General features: G+C 26.6%; 16 protein-coding genes. 6 read left to right on the top strand and 10 right to left on the bottom strand.

What is annotated here, in order from left to right; genetic code table 11:
• Nucleotides 1–93: 93 nt before the first annotated feature.
• The 9 genes from BMUR_RS12655 to BMUR_RS12615 all read right to left on the bottom strand — a co-directional run bounded on the left by BMUR_RS12655 (nt 94) and on the right by BMUR_RS12615 (nt 10,179).
• Nucleotides 94–2,988, bottom strand: a complete 2,895-nt coding sequence (locus BMUR_RS12655) for a methyl-accepting chemotaxis protein (protein WP_013114936.1) — start codon at nt 2,986–2,988, stop codon at nt 94–96.
• Nucleotides 2,989–3,068: 80 nt separating this feature from the next.
• Nucleotides 3,069–4,682 (bottom strand): murein biosynthesis integral membrane protein MurJ, encoded by a 1,614-nt coding sequence (gene murJ / locus BMUR_RS12650; RefSeq protein ID WP_013114935.1) that lies wholly within the window; start codon nt 4,680–4,682, stop codon nt 3,069–3,071.
• Between the two features lie 182 nt (nt 4,683–4,864).
• Nucleotides 4,865–5,641 (bottom strand): hypothetical protein, encoded by a 777-nt coding sequence (locus BMUR_RS12645; protein ID WP_013114934.1) that lies wholly within the window; start codon nt 5,639–5,641, stop codon nt 4,865–4,867.
• A gap of 36 nt (nt 5,642–5,677) precedes the next feature.
• Complete coding sequence (fliE, locus tag BMUR_RS12640) at nt 5,678–6,007, bottom strand: flagellar hook-basal body complex protein FliE (protein ID WP_013114933.1); 330 nt, start codon at nt 6,005–6,007, stop codon at nt 5,678–5,680.
• A gap of 43 nt (nt 6,008–6,050) precedes the next feature.
• The gene (gene flgC, locus BMUR_RS12635) at nt 6,051–6,512 is read right to left on the bottom strand and encodes a flagellar basal body rod protein FlgC (protein WP_008724603.1); all 462 of its coding nucleotides are present in this window, start codon (nt 6,510–6,512) and stop codon (nt 6,051–6,053) included.
• Between the two features lie 24 nt (nt 6,513–6,536).
• Nucleotides 6,537–6,965, bottom strand: coding sequence for a flagellar basal body rod protein FlgB (flgB, locus tag BMUR_RS12630; RefSeq protein ID WP_013114932.1), 429 nt, complete (start codon nt 6,963–6,965; stop codon nt 6,537–6,539).
• A gap of 102 nt (nt 6,966–7,067) precedes the next feature.
• Nucleotides 7,068–7,781 carry a hypothetical protein gene (locus BMUR_RS12625; RefSeq protein ID WP_013114931.1) on the bottom strand — a complete coding sequence of 238 codons (714 nt, stop codon included), beginning with the start codon at nt 7,779–7,781 and terminating at the stop codon, nt 7,068–7,070.
• Nucleotides 7,782–9,218, bottom strand: a complete 1,437-nt coding sequence (locus BMUR_RS12620; protein ID WP_013114930.1) for an AAA family ATPase — start codon at nt 9,216–9,218, stop codon at nt 7,782–7,784. It lies immediately after the preceding gene.
• Nucleotides 9,219–9,357: 139 nt separating this feature from the next.
• Entirely contained in the window at nt 9,358–10,179 is an 822-nt protein-coding gene (locus BMUR_RS12615) for an aldo/keto reductase (RefSeq protein WP_013114929.1), read from the bottom strand.
• Nucleotides 10,180–10,426: 247 nt separating this feature from the next.
• Between BMUR_RS12615 and fliS the strand changes: the two genes are divergently transcribed.
• Nucleotides 10,427–10,876, top strand: a complete 450-nt coding sequence (gene fliS / locus BMUR_RS12610) for a flagellar export chaperone FliS (RefSeq protein ID WP_013114928.1) — start codon at nt 10,427–10,429, stop codon at nt 10,874–10,876.
• Nucleotides 10,877–10,883: 7 nt separating this feature from the next.
• Nucleotides 10,884–11,630 carry a glycoside hydrolase family 13 gene (locus BMUR_RS12605; RefSeq protein WP_013114927.1) on the top strand — a complete coding sequence of 249 codons (747 nt, stop codon included), beginning with the start codon at nt 10,884–10,886 and terminating at the stop codon, nt 11,628–11,630.
• 408 nt (nt 11,631–12,038) lie between these two features.
• Here BMUR_RS12605 and BMUR_RS12600 read toward each other — a convergent pair whose 3' ends face one another.
• Nucleotides 12,039–13,880: a methyl-accepting chemotaxis protein gene (locus BMUR_RS12600; RefSeq protein ID WP_013114926.1), complete on the bottom strand. Its 1,842-nt coding sequence runs from the start codon at nt 13,878–13,880 to the stop codon at nt 12,039–12,041.
• 270 nt (nt 13,881–14,150) lie between these two features.
• Between BMUR_RS12600 and pbpC the strand changes: the two genes are divergently transcribed.
• From pbpC to BMUR_RS12580, 4 genes are all read left to right on the top strand, one after another.
• Nucleotides 14,151–16,712 (top strand): penicillin-binding protein 1C, encoded by a 2,562-nt coding sequence (gene pbpC, locus BMUR_RS12595; protein ID WP_041750136.1) that lies wholly within the window; start codon nt 14,151–14,153, stop codon nt 16,710–16,712.
• A gap of 74 nt (nt 16,713–16,786) precedes the next feature.
• The gene (locus tag BMUR_RS12590; protein WP_013114924.1) at nt 16,787–17,545 is read left to right on the top strand and encodes a FecR domain-containing protein; all 759 of its coding nucleotides are present in this window, start codon (nt 16,787–16,789) and stop codon (nt 17,543–17,545) included.
• Between the two features lie 82 nt (nt 17,546–17,627).
• Nucleotides 17,628–18,194, top strand: a complete 567-nt coding sequence (locus tag BMUR_RS12585; protein ID WP_013114923.1) for a TetR/AcrR family transcriptional regulator — start codon at nt 17,628–17,630, stop codon at nt 18,192–18,194.
• A gap of 11 nt (nt 18,195–18,205) precedes the next feature.
• Nucleotides 18,206–19,801, top strand: coding sequence for a ComEC/Rec2 family competence protein (locus tag BMUR_RS12580; RefSeq protein WP_013114922.1), 1,596 nt, complete (start codon nt 18,206–18,208; stop codon nt 19,799–19,801).
• The last annotated feature ends 115 nt before the right edge of the window (nt 19,802–19,916 follow it).

Here is a 19,916-nt window from a genome sequence, read left to right as displayed (position 1 = left end):
GGAAAAATATATAAAGCTATTAGCAATAAAAAAGCCCAAATCTTATAAATCTATTAAGATTTAGGCTTTACTAAAATATTCTGTTTTTATATACTACCAAGTTATAATATATTCAGTATAAATATATCCTTTACTTATAGATTTTGTCATTTTCACTTTAGAACCATTAGGATATTTGAATCTGAATATATTTTTTATCATTTCATCATAATATGTTTCTATCATAGAATCATAATTAGGGAAATACTGTAAATGGTAAATTATACGTCTTTTTTCAGCCTTAACCACTTCAATATTTATATTTTTGAACATCTTTTTATTGAAGTCAACAAATACATCAGCCAAAGCATTTTTAGATGATATTTTAATAAACATTTTTGTAAAGAAAGAAAATTTCTTAAAATCATATCTGGCTTTTTCTCTTATACCTTCTCTAGCACCATCATAAAACTCGTCCATTATAGAAGTCATAGGAATAAAGAATGAAGAAGATAAAGGATATTTCTTTCTAAATTTAGTTTTAGTAATATCTTTAAATATATATCTGCATTCATCAGGCATCTGTTCCAATAGATTCTGAAACTTATCTTTACCAAAAGAAGCAACTACAAACCTATAAATGCTCTGAACAAATGGTTTTCTGCTGTAGGCTCTGTCGCCTTCATTAATAATCTTAATTTTTTCTTTAAGCACTTCTTCAAAGTCTTTAATAACATAGTTAGACATCTCTTTTTCAAGTGCATCTACAGAATCACTTGCAACAGTAGAAAGCTGTTCTATTTCTTTTATAAGGTCAAATACATTTCCTATCTGACCGCCCATATCCTGAGTTTTAGAAACTATATCGTCCGTATTCTGAGATACCAGCTTCATAGCCTCATCATTTTTCTTAGAGAAATCTGACAAATTAACTAAATCATCTTTAGCAACTGATATTCTTCCATGCAAATCGGTATACTGTTCTTTAATAACTTTTACAGCATCATATAAACTCTCTATAGAAACACTTATTTCTTTTGTAGAAACATATTTTTCATCAGCTACTTTTTTCACTTTATTCATAGTATTAACAAAATTCTGCATTTTGGCAAGCATGTCTTCTGTTGCTGATATTCTTTCTGTCATACTAGACATAATCTGATTCATTTCTTTTTCTATATCTCTAAGTATCTTCCAAGCCTTCTCAGACTGCAAATTGGTAGTAGTAGCCAATTTTCTTATCTCTTCAGCAACAACCGCAAAACCCTTACCTTGTTCTCCGGCATGTGCTGCCTCAATAGCCGCATTCATCGCAAGCATGTTAGTTTGCTGAGATATATCTATAGTAGAGTTTACAAAGTCTGTAATACCTCTTATTGAAGATATTAAAGATTTTGTAATATTTTCTGTTTTTACTATTTTATCTTTGCTGTCCTGTGCTAAAGAAACAACCTGTTCTGATTCTTCTTTAGCTTTGCCGACAGAAGTAGATACCTCCTGCATATCTTTCTGCATAGTTACAGTAAGAGAGTTTATCTGATTTAAACTTACTGACTGATCATCTATTTTACTTTGAAGATTATTCGTCATATCATCAATAGATATAAGCTGTGCCAAACTTGATGCTATAATTTTATATATTTCCAAATTACTGCTTTCCACATGCTTAAACTCTGTCTGCTGAGAGGAAATATTATCTATTATCAAACCTACACTCTCTGTCATAGCTCCTGCTGCCTCAGAAATATCTGTCATTTTAGTTTTTAAAGCATTGCTCTGTTCTTTTGATACTTTAAGTGTTTTTGATACGCTTGAAAATACATGCTGAACCATATCAAAAAATATTCTTATCCAAGTGCTTAAATCTCCTAAAGAATCCCTAGAATTAATCTTAGTTACATTGACAAATATATTATTGTCAAATACACCAGACTCCAATTCCTGAGAAATTTTATCCAAAGGTTTTAATGATATAGGTATTGTTATATTTAACACTATTATAATAATAAGTATTGCAACTATTAATATTAAGAATATCGTATTATTGGTTGTAGTAAGCACATTGTAAAAGAAAGTTGTAGGAACATACATAAATATATTATAAAATCCGTTATCAAACTGTCTGAAAAATAATGTATAATTTTCGTTTTCAACCTGATAATTTTCTCTTATTCTTGTATTAGTATAAAATGTGGTGTTATTGATAGCGTTATTAATCCATTCTATATCTTCTATACTGCTTAATATATAATTAGGATTATCATGATAAACTATCTTTTTATTTCTTGAATCAAAAATAACAGTATTAAAAGGACCTGTTTTTACTATATTAGTAAGCATTTCATGAGCTATATCCAAAGAAAGGTCTGATAAAGAAACCCCTATAAGATTATCATTTACACTTGAATATATAGGAGAAGAAAAAGAAATAACTTTCTGAGGCTTATCAATATTTTTAAGATAAGGTGAAGAATAATAAATATTTCTAGGTCTTCTTGATTCTCTGTTCCAGTTATCCGGCAATGCTAAAGAATAAAATTCCTCTTGAGTATAGTTCTCACCTGCATTCTCTATTATAGGCTGCATATTTCCAGTATTGCCTACATCATATAAATATAATGAATAAATACCTCTCATATAGGGATTATTTTCTATAATATTAGGTTCAAAATATATTCCGTTTGCTATAATATGATGCAAAGCAGTCTGAGATTTATGAAAACGGTAAATAACTTTTCTGAGGTTTGTAGCAACATCAGCAACACTTCCTGTAGAGTATAGATCATAAGACACTGTAGCTATATCCGCTAAAGATACTGTTCCTACTGTAGTTGAAGAAAATATACTATCAAATGTTGAACCTATATCATAAAAATAATTTTGCGAAACATTCATAGCCGAATCGTATAATGCTTCTTTATTAGTCTTTGTATTTATAAAAATTGTAGGAGACAATGCTAAAATGACAACGATAATAACTAATAAAAGTACCTTATTTTTTAGACTCATAGAAAAAACCTTATCTTTATTAAAAAAATTACTACTTAACTTATCGGATATTTATGATTTATTATTGAGAGTGATATTTATTATTTTCTTACAAACTTTCTAAATAATCTGCCTATAAACATATTAATAAAAGATATAAAATCATCATTTCTTATTAATATATTAATAATAGAATATGATAAAACTCCCAACAGTATTACTATAAATACTTTAAATATGAAAAATATCCTAGAATCAGCCGCATTTGATAATAAATAATATTTAACTCCGTAAACAGCTGCTGCCATAAATAAACTGGATACTGCCGTTTTTACTATTTCTATCTTTTTATTTATTATTGACCTTACAGCCAATTTTCTCATAAGTAATACATATAGTATACAAAAAGATACAATATTTGCAATAACACTTGATATAGATATTCCAATAATATCAAATTTAAATACATAAACACACAAATAATTACTAACAGCATTGATTATAAATGTAAAAAATGCTATATAAACAGGAGTCTTCATATCTTTCATAGCATAAAATGACTGTACAAGTATTCTGTAGCTAGCCACAAAAAATAATGAAACTGATAAATACCTTAAAGCACTTGATACTAGATATGTAGACTTTGAAGAAAAAGCCCCGTATTCAAATATCATTCTCACTATTTCTTTACCCAATACTATAAACCCAAAAGTAGCTGGAATGGTAACTAATGCTACAAGTCTTAAAGAATATGATAAAGTTTCAACAGCTTCATCTTTTTTGTTGTCTGTTATAAGTTTACTTAGAGTTGGAAGCATAACAGTTGCAACACTTACAGCAAAAACTCCTAAAACAAATTCATGTATTCTAGTGGCAAATGTAACAGCAGAAACCCTACCCTCTCCGATAGCACCTGCAAATGCAGTAGATACCAGTAAATTAATCTGATATATACTAGCCCCAAATATACCCGGAGCAAATAATTTTATCATTTTTATAACATAAGGATCTTTAAAATTAAAATAAGGCTTAAAACTAAATCCCTGTTTATGAACAAAAGGCATTTGATACACAAACTGCACAAATCCGCCTAATAATACAGCAAATGCAAATACATAAGCCATATTGCTGAAAAAATTAGGCATAAAAAAATAAAAAAACAGTGCCATAGATATAATAACTGTATTTAAAAGTATAGGACTTGCTGCCGAAATGGAATAATATCCTCTTATATTAAGAACTCCCTGCATTAATGCTGCTAATGATATAAATAAAAGATAAGGAAACATTATCCTTGATAAATCAGATGCCAAACTTAATGCTTCTATATTATCTTTGCCTGATTTATAAAGTATATTAACAAGTAAAGGAGAAATTATGATACCAACAGCAACAACACCTATAAGTATTAATCCAAGAAGAGTAAAAACAGCTCTAAAAAACTTTTTTGATTCCTCTTTACCCTTTTCTTTCTCAAGTTCTGTAAATACTGGTATAAAACTTGCCACCATATTGCCCTCAGCAAATAAACGCCTTAAAAGATTTGGAAGTATAAATCCTATGGCAAAAGCATCAGCTATAAATGTAGTTCCAAGTAATGCCGCCTGTATCTGATCTCTGACAAGTCCAAATACTCTGCTTATTGTTGTTACAAGCGACATTTTTAATGATGATTTGGCTATTTTTTCTTTGCTTACATTTTTATTTTCTGGCATATTTCCTCTATTATCTATTATTGCAGCTATATAATTATATAAATCAAATTATAAAATAAAATCTTTATACCAATTATCTATATAATAACAGTATACATTAACTATCATAAAAATATAAATCGAAAAATAATAAAAAACAATATTATACTTGTAAATCATAATAATCAATTTATAAAAATTATTTACAATGAAAAAATATCTTTGATTATATAAACAAAATCATTCTTTGGAAATTTAGATATATTTATAACATTTTCTATAGCTTCTGCAAAATATAATTTATTTTCATTAGGCAAATACGATACGGTAAATATCTGAGCATTAGTATTTAATAATTTTTCTTTTGTATATCCATATTCTGACATCTCTATTAATCTGTTTGAAACATTATTTCCATAAAAAATAAAAACAGCATGATTATACAATTTGGCTTTTAATATTTTATCTTTATCATCATCTTTTCTAAAAAGTTTTTGATTATCATCTATATATAAATCAAATATTTCATTTACTTCATTTTTTATATTATTTAAAACAGCTTCTCCGTCTTTATCAATATCCGCTAAAAAGAAATAGTAGGCATGTATTGTAATAGATTTTTTATTTTTTATTACATCGGCATTTATAAACACTCTTGATGAATTAATAGAATACATACTGTATCCAAAATATCTAAGCCTGTCTATAATATGCTCTTTAGTTACATTTTTATTTAAAATATGTTCCAGCTGCGAATTATTTTTTATAAATATCAATTTTCTTTTGTTTATGCTTGATGCATCCAAATATAAAAATACAATTGTGATTATTTCAAGAATTATAAGAATAATTGTGATATATATTTGATTATTATTGTATATAGAGAAAAAAATTAAGTTGGCAAACGCTATGGCTATCACACCATAAACGCTTGCCCTTAATAACTCTTTTTTGAAGGAGAACAGCTTATTATTGTTCATTATTTCTTATTTATTATATTTTACTTTATTATCTAATTATCTGTAAGTTGTAACTTCCTGATATGCTCTTACTGCTCTGTCTACAACTGCTTTTGTAAAACTAAGTGATAATTCAGCCTCAGCAATAGCATTCATCACATCGGATACATCAACCTGATCTGGTCTAATGCCTGCCTGCACTATAATATTATCTCTGTCAACTTGTTTCTGATTAACAGCTTCAATAGCATCGCTTAGCATAGTACCAAAATTGCTTATCAAATCATTACTAGAACTTCTTCTTAACTGCTGAGCAGGTCCGTAATGTCTAGGATCAGTAGTTTTTAATATAAATCCGTAATTATCGCCAACATTTCCAACATTCATAAAAATATCCTTTTATAAAAAATTTATAAAAATAAAATCTTAATTAATATCTGATTATATTCAAAGCACTTCCAAACATAGTTTTAGCCGACTGAATCATAGTAGAATTAGCCTCATAAGCTCTTGAAGCCTCCATCATATCAACCATTTCTGTAACTGGGTTAACATTAGGCATTTCTACATAACCTGCCTTTTCGCCGTATTTAATAGCGTCTGGGTGAGAGGGATCATAAACAAATCTAGTGGCAGTTTCCATATCTTTTTCTATGCTGAAAACTCTTACCCCCGTACCAACATTAGGCTGTAAAGCCTCTGGTAAAAATGGGCTTCTATATTTGTTGCCGTCATCTCTAGGCTTAAATATAACTCTGCTTCTTCTGAAAGCTCCGCCTTCTGTAGTTCTTGTAGTATTAACATTCGCTATATTATCAGCTATAACATCCAATCTTGTTCTTTGAGCCGTTAAACCGCTTCCTGATGTATTGATAATTGAAAATATTCCCATTTCTATTCTCCTTAATACCAACTATTAAGCATTACCTATCATTCTTCTGATTTCTCTGTACTGAGCATTAACTATTTGAGTAAACATTTGATAACGCAAAGTATTTTTAGCTTCTTCTGCCATTTCTTTATCTATATCAACATTATTTTTATCATTTCTATAGCTAGTATCATAATCTACTGTAAGAGTAGGTGCAACGTCCTGATAATTCATAGGCATATGAAAAGGAAAATGTCTGGAATCTGTTCTTTTAGCTTCCATACCGTCATATTTCTCACTGTCTAAAGCTCTTGCAAGCTGATATTCAAAAGTTACATCGCTTCTTTTAAAATTCGGAGTAGATACATTTGCTATATTATCCGCTATAACTTCCGCTCTAAGCCCGTAAACATTTAAAAGCTTTTTAGCCACTGTCATAGTTTTAGCATAAGTTGTATCAGCAAACATATTCATAGTTTTTTAATCCTAAATAATAAAATAATACTTACAATTATTCTCGGTTTATTAAAAAACTGCTTTAACATTTTTTTATTTTTTTATTTTTTTATATTAAAATTATATATGTACATGATATTTTTGTTCTAAATATTCTAAAAAGTACGGAAAGTCAGAATACGGATAATTACTTATACTTTCATAATTATTTAATGGTAAATCATAATTTGTAAATTGTTTGTATTTATTTATAGCATCTCTATGCCTATTAAAAATAGTAGCATTTTTTTCTTTTATAAGTGATTCAATTTCTTTTTTTATATATTTTAATTTAGAATTAATTTTTTCATCATTAAGATAAAATTTCATCCAATCTTCAAAGCCTCTATAAGAAAATATAAAATAATAATCAATTCTATAATTATTACTATTTATAATTTCCATTACATCATTTTTTAATTTAACAAAAGCATCTAAAGGTCCCTTATCACAATCTGTTACCATAACTAATATATAATTGGAATTATCATTTACTAATGCAAATTGATCTTCAAGTTTTAATTTTACAATTTCTAATATTTCATTTATTGCTTTATAAGCCTCATATGCATTTTTATAACGATCATCTATTTGATTAAAATCTTTATTAAAATTAGGATATTTTCTTATATTATCTATTAATTCTAATTCACTAGGATTACAAATATAATCTATTATTTCTCTATAATTCTCTAATAAAAAATATAAATATTTCTTCTCATAAATACCAGTTGAAAGACATATTAGTTTATTCTTTTTACTTTCTTTTAAAAGATTAGGTATAGTAAAACTCATTTATAACTCACTATTATTATTAAGATACATTTTTATAGGTAAATCATAAGCTCTAGGAAAATATTTTGCACCTAATTTATTATTTTTATAATTTTCAATTAAATTTTCTTTTTTTAATCCTTTTATATCAGAAGCAGAATAAACATAAGTTTTGTTATTTTCTTTTACAACAAATTTAACTTGCTCCAAAATCAAATATTTAAAATCCATGAGCATTATATCATGTGTTGTCATAAATAACTGAGAAGTTTGTTCAATCTCTTTATATCTATTTTTTTTAAATAGCAAAAATGCAGTTTTTATCAAATCAGGCTGAACTCCGTAAAATTCATCATGTAACGATAGAGAACCGTTTTTTAAAGACTTTACGATGTTATACATATGAAAAGCATATATTTTAGTTCCGTCAGATTCTATCTCATCAAATGGAGCTTTTTTACCATTTCTGTATGAAATGACTTTTTTACGTTTTTTTATAGCATTATCATTCTTATTATTCAATGCCTCTAAATTTTCAATCAAAGAAATTATGTTATCAATATATTTTTCTTTCTCTAAAAAATCTTTATTTTCTCTTAATTTACTTTTATTTTCCTCATAATTTTTTTTCATATCTTTTGTAAGATGTTCAATTTTTTCATATTCTTCATCTAATTCAAAGGAAATATCATCTATACCCAAATCAGCTATTTTTATTAAACTTATATAAAATTCCAATAAATTAACTTCATCTAAATCATTATATATTTCATTAAAAAGAGTATTAGTAAAATTAGGAGTTTCTAAATAATTTATTCCTAAATTAGTAGATAATATAGAAATCATAAGTTTTCGATATTTCATTATAGTATCAAATTCTTTTTCTTTTTTTGCTGTATATATATTCATTAAAAACAATATAAATGTTTCATCAGAACGTATTCTACTTTTTTTATCACTTGCTATTGTATTTTTTATCAAATCATTATTAATTCTTTCAAAAACTACATTACCATTTTCTGTAAGAATTTCTTTTGTAATTTGTATGCTTTTCTTATATTTATCATCTATTTCTTTATTTTTTACATTTAATTTATAATTAAATAATGAATACTCATTTTTATTTTCATTCAAAACATTAGAATAAAATTCTATTTCAAATTTAGATTCTTCATTTTCACCATAAATAATATTAGGTTTATATATATCATCTAAAAAATCATTATCAACATTAGATAAGCATATATCTAATATAGCCTCAAATATATTGGTTTTACCTGAACCATTATGCCCATAAAATAAGCATAATTTTGAAATATAATCATCATTTATTTTTAACACAAAAGGATTATTATCAATACTTTCTTTATTATCATAATTTTCTGGATTTATTCTAAAATCTAATTCTATTTTATCATAAATAGATTTATAATTTTCTACTGAAAATTTAACTAACATTTTTTATATTTAACCTTTATCTTTATATTCAAATAATAAAAAATTAATAAATAGTATACATTTTTTTGAAACTTTGTAAATACTAATTATTATTATTTCAAATAATTAATTTTATTGCATAGTAAGAAAAATAAACATCTCAAAAATCAAAAACTAAAGGATCAGCCCCTATTCTATCCCCATTTTCTAAAGAATTAATCCTTTCCATATCGTTTTTATCTAAATTAAAATCAAATACATCAATATTTTCTTCTATTCTGTTTTTATTTACAGATTTAGGTATAACAGAAATACCGCTTTCTATATTCCATCTTAATATTATTTGAGCAGGTGTTTTATTATATTTTTTTGCTATATCAATAATAACTTCATTATCAAGCAGCTTTCCTCTTCCTAAAGGCGACCAAGCCTCTACAGCCATATTATGTTTTTTACAGAAATCAACTAATTCATTTCTAGGCAAATTTGGATGTCTTTCTATTTGATTAACAGTAGGAGCTATATTGCAATGAGCAAATATATCTTTTAAATGCTTTATTTCAAAATTGCTCAACCCTATTGATTTAGCCTTCTTACTTTGACATATATTTTCTAAAGCCCTGTAAGTATCCAAATATCTATCTTTATTCTGACCAGGCCAATGAATAAGAAGTAAATCTACATAGTCCATATTAAGTTTTTCCAAACTCTCTTCAAATGATTTCCTTGTAGAATTATACCCTTGTTTGGTGTTCCATATTTTTGTAGTTATAAATACTTCTTCTCTTTTTATTCCAGTCTTTCTTATAGCCTCTCCGAGTTCCTTTTCATTATTATAAAATTGTGCAGTATCAAATTTTCTGTATCCTGCTTCTATTGCAAATCTTACAGCATTTTCTAATTCTTTTTTATCAGTTATTTTATATACTCCAAGCCCTAATATAGGCATTTCTATAGAGTTATTTAATTTTAGATTAATCATAATTATTTCCTATTGATGGTTTTTATTAATTATAATACTTATTGAAAATATAAAAATAGTGTATAATATTTATTAAATTATCAATAATTTTCAAATAAATCTGTTATAAGATATAATTATATGCTATAATAGATATTATTACAGCAAATTTTTTATAAGATGTTAATTGTTAAAAAATATCTTATGGTTTTTATGATTTTCCGATAATATTAAACAATTAACATAATAATATATTTGGGGGATTCAATTGGCTAGTAATAACGGTTACGAAAAATATAAAAAGGTTGATGTAAGCACAGCTTCTCAAAACAGATTAATTATTATGCTTTATGACGGTGCTATAAAGTTTTTAGAAACAGCTTGTGCAGCTATGGATAAAAAACATGGCACTGAAGAAGCCCATAATAATATATTAAAAGCTCAGGAAATTATTTATGAACTTTTGTCTTCTCTAAATTATGAAGCAGGCGATATAGCTAACAGACTTGCTTCTATATATACTTATATGAATCAAAAACTCACAGAAGGCAATATATCTAAAACTAAACCTCCTCTGCTTGAAGTAATAAGATATCTTAAAGAACTAAAAATGGCTTGGGAAGGTGTTGAAGAACAGATTGCTAAAGGAAACACTGAGAATAAATCTTCCAGCACCAAAAAAGATGAAGGCGAAAGTAAATTAAATATAACAGGTTGAAATAACAATGAAAAAAATATCTGCATTAATATCAGCAATTATAATTTTTTCTATAGTTTTTATTTCTTGTAAAGATAAAGATTATGAAAGTATAGAACAATACGAAGCTAGAATGAACAGCCTTGAGTTTTTAAAATATTATAATATACAAGATGTTATGGCACCTCGTATAGTAACTGACGGCGTATTATTTACTTTTGCTGAAAATTATGATTCTGTAGAAGTATCGGGTGATTTTAATAATTGGGAAGACAGCATACCTCTTATTAAAAGTTCATATGGAGTTTATTATTATCTTTGGCAGACACCATTAAAAGCAGGTAAATATTCATACCGTTACAGAGTTAATGGGGTATGGATTAACGATCCGGTAAATCCATATACAGAATACGACAATAATAATCAGTCTGTAAGTTACTTTGTTTTAACTAATGATATAGGTTTTTATGAAAAAAATCCTATTTATAACTCTGACGGAACAGTTACTTTCTTCTACAGCAACAATACCGCTAAGGAAGTTATGTTTACTTCAGATAAATTAGGTTTTGATAGTTTAAGATATCCTATGACATATTCTAATAATTTATGGGTTATAACTTTAAGACCAGAATCTGGAAATTATTATTATAATTTTGTAGTTGATAGAATATGGGAAGTTGACCCGCTTAATATGAATGTTTATAAAGGAAGTGACGGAAGACTTCATTCATATATTTTGATAAATTATAATCAAACCAATGCTATAAAATATTGATTTTAATAAAGTTATTATAATAATGAAGAGGTACTTTTATTTAAGTATCTCTTTTTTATAAAAAATAAGTCCATTATTTTTCTGATAAATATTTTATTATTATTAATTAGTTCTTTATTCAATTAGTCTGCTGAATTTTTTTATATTAAACATATATTATTCATCTTTATATAAAATAACAAATTTCAAAATACTTTACCAGTATAGTAAAAAATATATAGTTTATAAAAATTAATTTTTTAAATTTTAAATATTTTCATAGCTTCACAGCTATGCTGCAGTTATTTTACCGATGCTCTCCCCCACAATGGCAGCAACTTTGACGAATCTTCAGCAAAAATTGATAATTACGTATAAAGTGCATCAGTTGACAAAATAAAATTGTTCCAATATATATCTAATAATATTTTACTTTTCTATCTTAAAGAATCCAACAATATTTTGAAGTTCTCTAGCATCATTATAAAGAGATATTGAGGAAGCAGTTGATTCTTCTACCAAAGCAGCATTTTCCTGAGTAATAGAGTCCATTTCCATAACTGCTTTATTAACCTGATCTACACCAGACTGCTGTTCTAAAGCAGCTGAACTTATATCTTTTATAATATTTGCCGTCTCTTCTATTTGTTCTCTTATTCCTACAAATAATTGTTCCTGACTTTCTACGATTTCATTAGCTTTATTTATTTTTTCATATACCAGATTAATTAATTCTGTAATATCTTTAGCAGAAGTCTGACTATTTTGTGCCAAACTTCTAACTTCGCTTGCTACAACAGCAAAACCTTTACCCTGATCCCCAGCACGTGCTGCTTCAACTGCTGCATTAAGAGCTAATATATTAGTCTGAAAAGCTATACCTTCTATAACTTTTATTATATCTTTAATTTTTTCACTGTCATTATTAACTTCATTCATACTTTTTACAGTATTTGATACAGTTGCAGCTGCATTTTCTATAGCTATTTTACAGTCATTCATCATCTCATTACCTTTTACAGAATTATTCGTAGCCATAGTTATTGCTGAAGCTATTTCCTGCATAGAAGAAGCAGTTTCTTCAAGATTAGCAGCTGTATTCTCTGCCTTATGTGCCAAATCTTTATTGCCAGCAGCCAGACTATTAGCAGCCTGAGACATTTTATCTGCATTATTAAGTGTAGTTTCTATTACTTCTATTAACTTATATTTCATATTATGAAAAGAATGCGATAATTCTCCAAGTTCATCTTTTCTGTTTAGTTTTCTTCTGTGCATAATAAGATTGCCGTTTTCTATCTCCTTAGCTTCTTCAACTATAATTTTTAAAGGCTTTATAATACTTCTAGTAAATAAAAATACCACCAATGCCATAAAAACAACAGATATTATACCTATAATTATACTTGTTGCCACTATTGATTTATTAATTTCATAAATCTCATCCTCGTCCATCGCATATGCTACTATCCAAGGCTGAACTGTCATTTTCTGATAATATCCTGCTCTTATATGATTATTAAATTCATATCTAAACTGTCCTTCTAAAGATCCGCTTTGTATTATTCTAGTATATTCTGAAGGAGCTTCTTTACTTATCTCAGCAGGGTCTGTATCCATAGTAACTATAGAATTATCGTTGACAGTTATTATTCTTCCTGTTTTACCAAGCTGAACATGAGCAAAATATTTCTGATGTATAACAGCACCTTGTATGACCATTATCAAATAACCTATTAGCCTATTTTCAAAATCGAGAACTTCTATACCCAAAGCTAGAGTAAGCTCACCTGTTGTAGGCGATAGTCTTAAATTTTTAGAAAAAGCATACTCTTCTCCCATTCTCAAATTTTCCCATAAATTTGGTCTATACTGCGTTATACTTTGTCCGTATAGGGTATTATTTCTGTCTAAAACAATAGTTCCGTTAGTATCAAGTATGTAAATATTTTCTATATATTCATTTCTTTTTACAAATAAATCCAAGTCTACTAAACCGGATCTTCTGTAAGCATCATCTTTATATATTAAAAAATTTCTTATATTTGAACTGCTTGCATATGCTACTGAAACCATAATCTGAGCATCTAATATAGAATCAAACAAATTAGCATATCCTTCAGCAGTATTCTGAAATCCTGTATATGTACTTTGAGTTATACCTTTATTTGCAAAATAAATTGAACTACTTAACAAAAATCCGAGCATCAATACAGCCATAAGAATAATAATAAATGGTAATTTGAATGATAAACTGCAAAATTTGCTCATAATAACTCCAAATATGATAATATCATATAAACACTATTAGGGTATAAGCTAAGTATAATCAAAAAAATTACTATTGTCAATAATTTTAAAATAATTTTACAAAATTACGTTTCAGATTATATATAATGCACTATAATAAATATACTTACTGATGTACTAGAAAAACAGCAGTAAATAAACAAATTCTATTTTGCAGAAAATTACAAATAATTTGACTATTTTTTTCTTTTATATAAAATAATGCCAATAGGAAAAATCATGAAAATAAGTATGGAAAAAACAATAAGAAGAACAGCACTAACTATAATATACTCTATATTATTATCTTTAATAATACTATCAATTATATTTATACCAAAAGGCTACAATTTTTATAAACATTGCAAAGAATATATAAGTAATCCTTTTTCAAAAAATGAATTAAATATTAATGAAGATAGAGCTTTAAAAATATATGACAGAAACTCAATACTAATATCAACTATATTTCCAAAGCATGGCGGATTTTTTGAAGAGGTAAAATATAAAGATTTATCAACAAATTTGATTAATGCCGTAGTGAGTGCAGAGGATAAAAACTTCTTTAATCACAATGGTATAGACTATAAAGCTATAATAAGAGCATTTTTATCAAACTTAATAAGCGGAAAAGTAGTTTCTGGAGGAAGTACAATTACTCAGCAGCTAGCTAAAAGTATAATTCCTCGTGAAAGAACATATATTAATAAATTCTATGAAGCACTTGATGCAATAAGACTAGAAAAAAATCTCAAAAAAGAAGAAATACTCACTGAATATTTAAATAGAGTATTCTTTGGAAATAACTGCTACGGAGTTGGTGCAGCAAGCGATTTGTACTTTCATAAAAAAGTTAATGATTTAAATAATAATGAATCTGCAATGCTTGCTTCTATAATAAAGTCTGGTACAAAGTTTAATCCTTATAAATATGAAGAGAGATTAAAATCAAGAACAATATATGTATTAGGAGAAATGAAAAACAATAATTTCATCACAGAAGAAGATTATAATAAAAGTATTAATGAAAAATTAAATATTTATAATGATAAAGATAAATATACTTTCAAAGCACCTCACTTTACAATGTATGCAAGAGAATCATTAGAACAATTAAAATATACAGGCGTAACAGAATTAAGAACTACATTAGACTACAATATGCAAAAGGAGGCAGTTTTGGTTATAAGCAATTCAAGTCAGTCTCTTCATACCTTTAATGTACGTAATATTTCATGCGTAATACTTAATGCCAAAACAGGAGAAGTGCTTTCAATGATAGGCTCTATGGACTATTTTGATGCAGAAACACATGGAGCAGTAAATGGAGCAACAGCATTAAGACAGGCTGGAAGTACTTTAAAGCCTTTTATGTATGCCTATATATTTGATAAGAGAGAATCACCTGCTTCTGTTATAGCCGATATTAAAACTTATATTAATTCCCCGGGGGGAGATTATATACCAGAAAACTTTGATCATAAATATAGAGGTCCAGTTACCATAAGAGATGCATTAGCTAATTCACTTAATATACCTGCAGTTAAATGGCTCGCAAGATATAGTATAAGAGATTTTCAAAATATACTTTTAAAATCTGGATTAAGTTCTATAGATAAAAATCCAGACTATTACGGATATTCTTTGGTGCTTGGAAGTGCTGAAGTGCGTTTGATAGATTTAGCTTCGGCATACAGTATATTTCCAAACTCTGGTACATTTATAAATCATTACTCAATCACTTCATTAAAAAAAGCAAACGGAGAAATTATAACTCTCCCTAAAAAAACAACTAGAAAAGTTATATCAGAAGAGAGTGCATATTTAATAACAAGCATACTCTCTGACAGAAATGCAAGAATGGGTTCTTTTAGAAGTTATAAGGGAATAGTATATCCATTTTCTATAGCAATAAAAACAGGCACATCAAAAGGATCAAGAGATGCATGGGCTGTAGGTTATACTAAAGATTATATAGTAGGTATTTGGCTTGGAGACTTTGCAGGAAGTGAGATGATTAATATAACTGGAGGAAATGGTGCTGTGCCTATACTTTATGATATATTTACTATGCTTAATAAAAGTCAGAAAGAAACTAAATGGGACAAACCAGATACTATAGTAAAAAGAGAAATATGTCTTATAAGCGGAAAACTTAGAGGAGAGTTCTGCAAAGAAACAAGAGTTGAAGAGTTCTCTCATATAAATGTTCCAAAAGAAGAATGCGATGTTCACAACTTATATATAAAAACAAATTCTGACGGATCTCTTACAGAAAAAGTTTTTATTAATCTTCCTAATGAATATAATGGCTGGATAAGAGAGCAGCAAATAGAACGCCCTACTTCAGAATGGACAAAAATTAATAATATATATGCATATAATAGAATGAAAAATAATAATCAAAGCAATAATTTAGAAAGTAATATTGATTATGTTTCAACTAACAGAGTTCAAATGAATCTAAATAATATAAATACTTATAATTCTTCATCTGAAATAAAAAATAATAACCAAATAAATAATATAAGAGAAAGGCTTTCAATAAAAGAACCTACTGATAACTCTGTATACAAAATAGACTCCACTCTGCCTATAGAATATCAAAATATTTTTATATCATCATACATACCAAAAAATATAGTGTCAGCCGATTTATACTGTAACAAAGAAGTAATTGCGAATATTAATGACTTAAAAAAAGATTATGTAAAATGGACATTAAAACAAGGTGATTATACTTTTTATATAGAAGCAAAAACTGATGATGGAGAAATTATAAGAAGCTCTACTGTAAAAATATACGTACAGTAAAAAAAAACTGTATTGATAATTTTTTTAATGCCGATAATATTAATAGTGTAATATGTATTTTACGGAGTTTATCTATGAATAAGAAAATTATTTCTATATTATTAATGCTTTCTATAGCTTTAACACTGCAGTCAGCATATAAAACAAATCAGTATATGAAAGTAGTTGATGTTAAAGGAAAAGTAAAAATATCTTCTCAAAAGGCTATAGTAAAACCTGCAAGAAATGGAGATTTATTATTCACCAAAGATAATATATCCACAGAAAATAATTCTTCTCTAACTTCATATTTAGAAAGTAATAATATATTCAAAGTTAAAGAAAACTCCTCACTAAATATAGATGAATCCTATGATAGAACAGGAAATACAAAATTAACTTTAGATAATGGAGATTTTTTAATTGCCGCTTCATCAAATGCTAAAGCAGACTCTATCATCGTATTAACTTCTAATGCAAGTATCAAAGTATCAGGAGCCGCTGCAATATCATATACCAATGGAAACACAAAAGCTCAATTCTTATATGGAGAAGGCGAAGTTAATGGAACTAAAGTTGAACCGTTTACAGAAGTTAATATTGACAATTCTAATAAACTATCAACAAAAAATATAGAACTCAATGAAGAGTTTACAAATAATATGATTGAAGTAACTTCTATGCCTTATGTAGAAACAATAATACCTGAAGTATCAAATATGGCTGATGTAAAAAATTATTATGAAAAATATAATAATCAAACCACAGGCGAAATTAATACTGCATCTATAGATTATGTTGGAAATACTAACGAAAACAGAACTACTTTTATTATCACCAATGAGACAAAATAATTATAATATTATACATCTTTGACAAATAAAAAATAGAGTATATAATAATTATAATCAAATAAGCAGCAGAAGGTAAATACAGATGACGCCTCGTGAACAAATAGTAAATGCAGGAAAAAGACTATTCAAAAAGTACGGATTTAAAAAAGCTTCTATGAGCGATATAGCTCTAATGGTACATAAATCTAAAAGCAGTATTTATCATTATTTTAAAAGTAAAGAGGAAATATTTTTTGCCATAGCTGAAAATGAAGCTAATGACTTAAAAAAAGAATTGTATGAGGCTATAAAAAAAGAGGATACAGCAGAAGCAAAATTAAGAGCATATATTCTCACAAGACAGAAAGGTTATATAAAATTAGCAAATCTTTATGAAGCATTGCATAGTGAAATATTTGAAGACTTTACTCTTATAGAACATATGAGAGCACAATATCATAAAGAAGAGTACAACACTATAAAAATGATATTAAGAAGCGGAGTAAAAAAAGGGTTATTTAATATAGATTTAAGACTTGCTACTGAGGCTGTTTTGGCTATTATAAAAGGCTTTGAAATTGAATGGGTAAAAAATAAAAGTTCAGAAGACTATGAAAAGGATTTGGATATCATTATAAATATCATATTCTACGGAATTGTCAAAAGATAAATATTAATATAATGAAAAATATTTTTATATATCCGCTTACATACATTATATACATAACTTTATTTTTTGCAGTAGGTATTTCTTTAGCATTTGTAAATCAAACATTTATTTATATTTCATTGACATTAGCATTTACATTAATTATTATATCAATAATACTAGCATTAAAAAAGTATTATTATATTTCTTTAATAATACTTATACTATCATCTTTATTTATAGGATACAGCTACACTATTACAAGATATTATGACATATTTAAAAATCCTCTTAATACTTTTGATAAGCCAATAAAAGCATACAATGCAAAAATATTATCATATGACGGAGTTGTAGGTTTTAGAGACAGATATATTGCCTATGTAGATAAAGTTTATGATGGTACTAATTGGTATAATTATGCTGGAAATATAAGACTTTATAATAGTTCACTAAAACCAATATACATTAATGATGAAATAACTGTATCTTCAAAATTAAATCTATATAAAAATATATTAACCAATGATGATATTTACGATTCAAAAACTATAATAAAAGTACTTTCTGAGAAAATGCTTTATGGAGCAGCAAGCATATATCCGTATAATAATTTTGTTGTTCAAAAAGAAGGCTTTTCTATTATAAACTATATAAATGCATATGCTCTAAAAATAAGAAACATTATAAAAAAGTCGCTTGGAGAAAATATTGATGCAATACCATATACTATAGCACAAGGTATTATGATAGGCGATAAAAATATTATTCCTTATCATATAAGAAAATATTTTATAGATTCTGGAATATCTCATATACTTTCTATATCAGGTCTTCATATTTCAATGATACTTTCAATTTTGTATTTAATATTATCATTTTTCCATCTAAACTTTTACAAAAGAATATTAATATCAGCAATCATAACAGTAATAATATATCCGCCTATTACTTTATTTTCTGTTTCTATAATAAGAGCAAGTATAATGGCAGTATGTTTTACTATATCATACTATTTTGATAGAAATAGAAACTCTGTTAATGCATTATTTTTATCTGCTTTAATAATACTTCTGCTTAATCCTAATTCTATAAAAGATATTAGCTTCCAATTTTCATTTTTAGCAACTTTGGGAATAATTCTTTACTATCCTATTATTAATTTCTATGTAATAAAAAATATAAAAAATATTAATACTAATAATAAAGTCTTAGAAATAACAAAAAGTATCATAATAAAATCTTTATCGTTTTTATCTATCAATGTATTTGCCCTTATCATAGTTCTTCCACTTAGCATATATCATTTTTCAATATTAAATCTAACCTCTATAATAGCAAATATATTTGCAGTGCCTTTATCATTTATAATACTTTCATCATCGATAATAACTATAGTTTCATATGTGATATTTAGTCCTATATCAGTTTATCCTGCTTTAACAGTAGAGTTTTGTTCTTCACTTTTAATAGATTTAGCAAAAAAGTTCAGCAACATAAGTTTTCTAAAATATGATATAAAACTAAATTTGTATCATGCTTTATTTATCACATTCATAATAGCATTGATAGGAATAATTCTAAGAATAAAAATAAACAAAATTAATACTGATAAAAAAACTTCTTAATAATCAAACACAATAACAAAAAATTCAATTATTTTTTTTCAATTTCTCATAATTATATATTGACATTGGAGTGAACTCTAATGCTATAATCATAAAAGATTTTTTACAAAAAGGA

The sequence above is a fragment of the Brachyspira murdochii DSM 12563 genome (assembly GCF_000092845.1).
GTDB classification, from domain to species: domain Bacteria; phylum Spirochaetota; class Brachyspiria; order Brachyspirales; family Brachyspiraceae; genus Brachyspira; species Brachyspira murdochii.
This window is presented reverse-complemented; position numbering and strand designations above follow the sequence as displayed.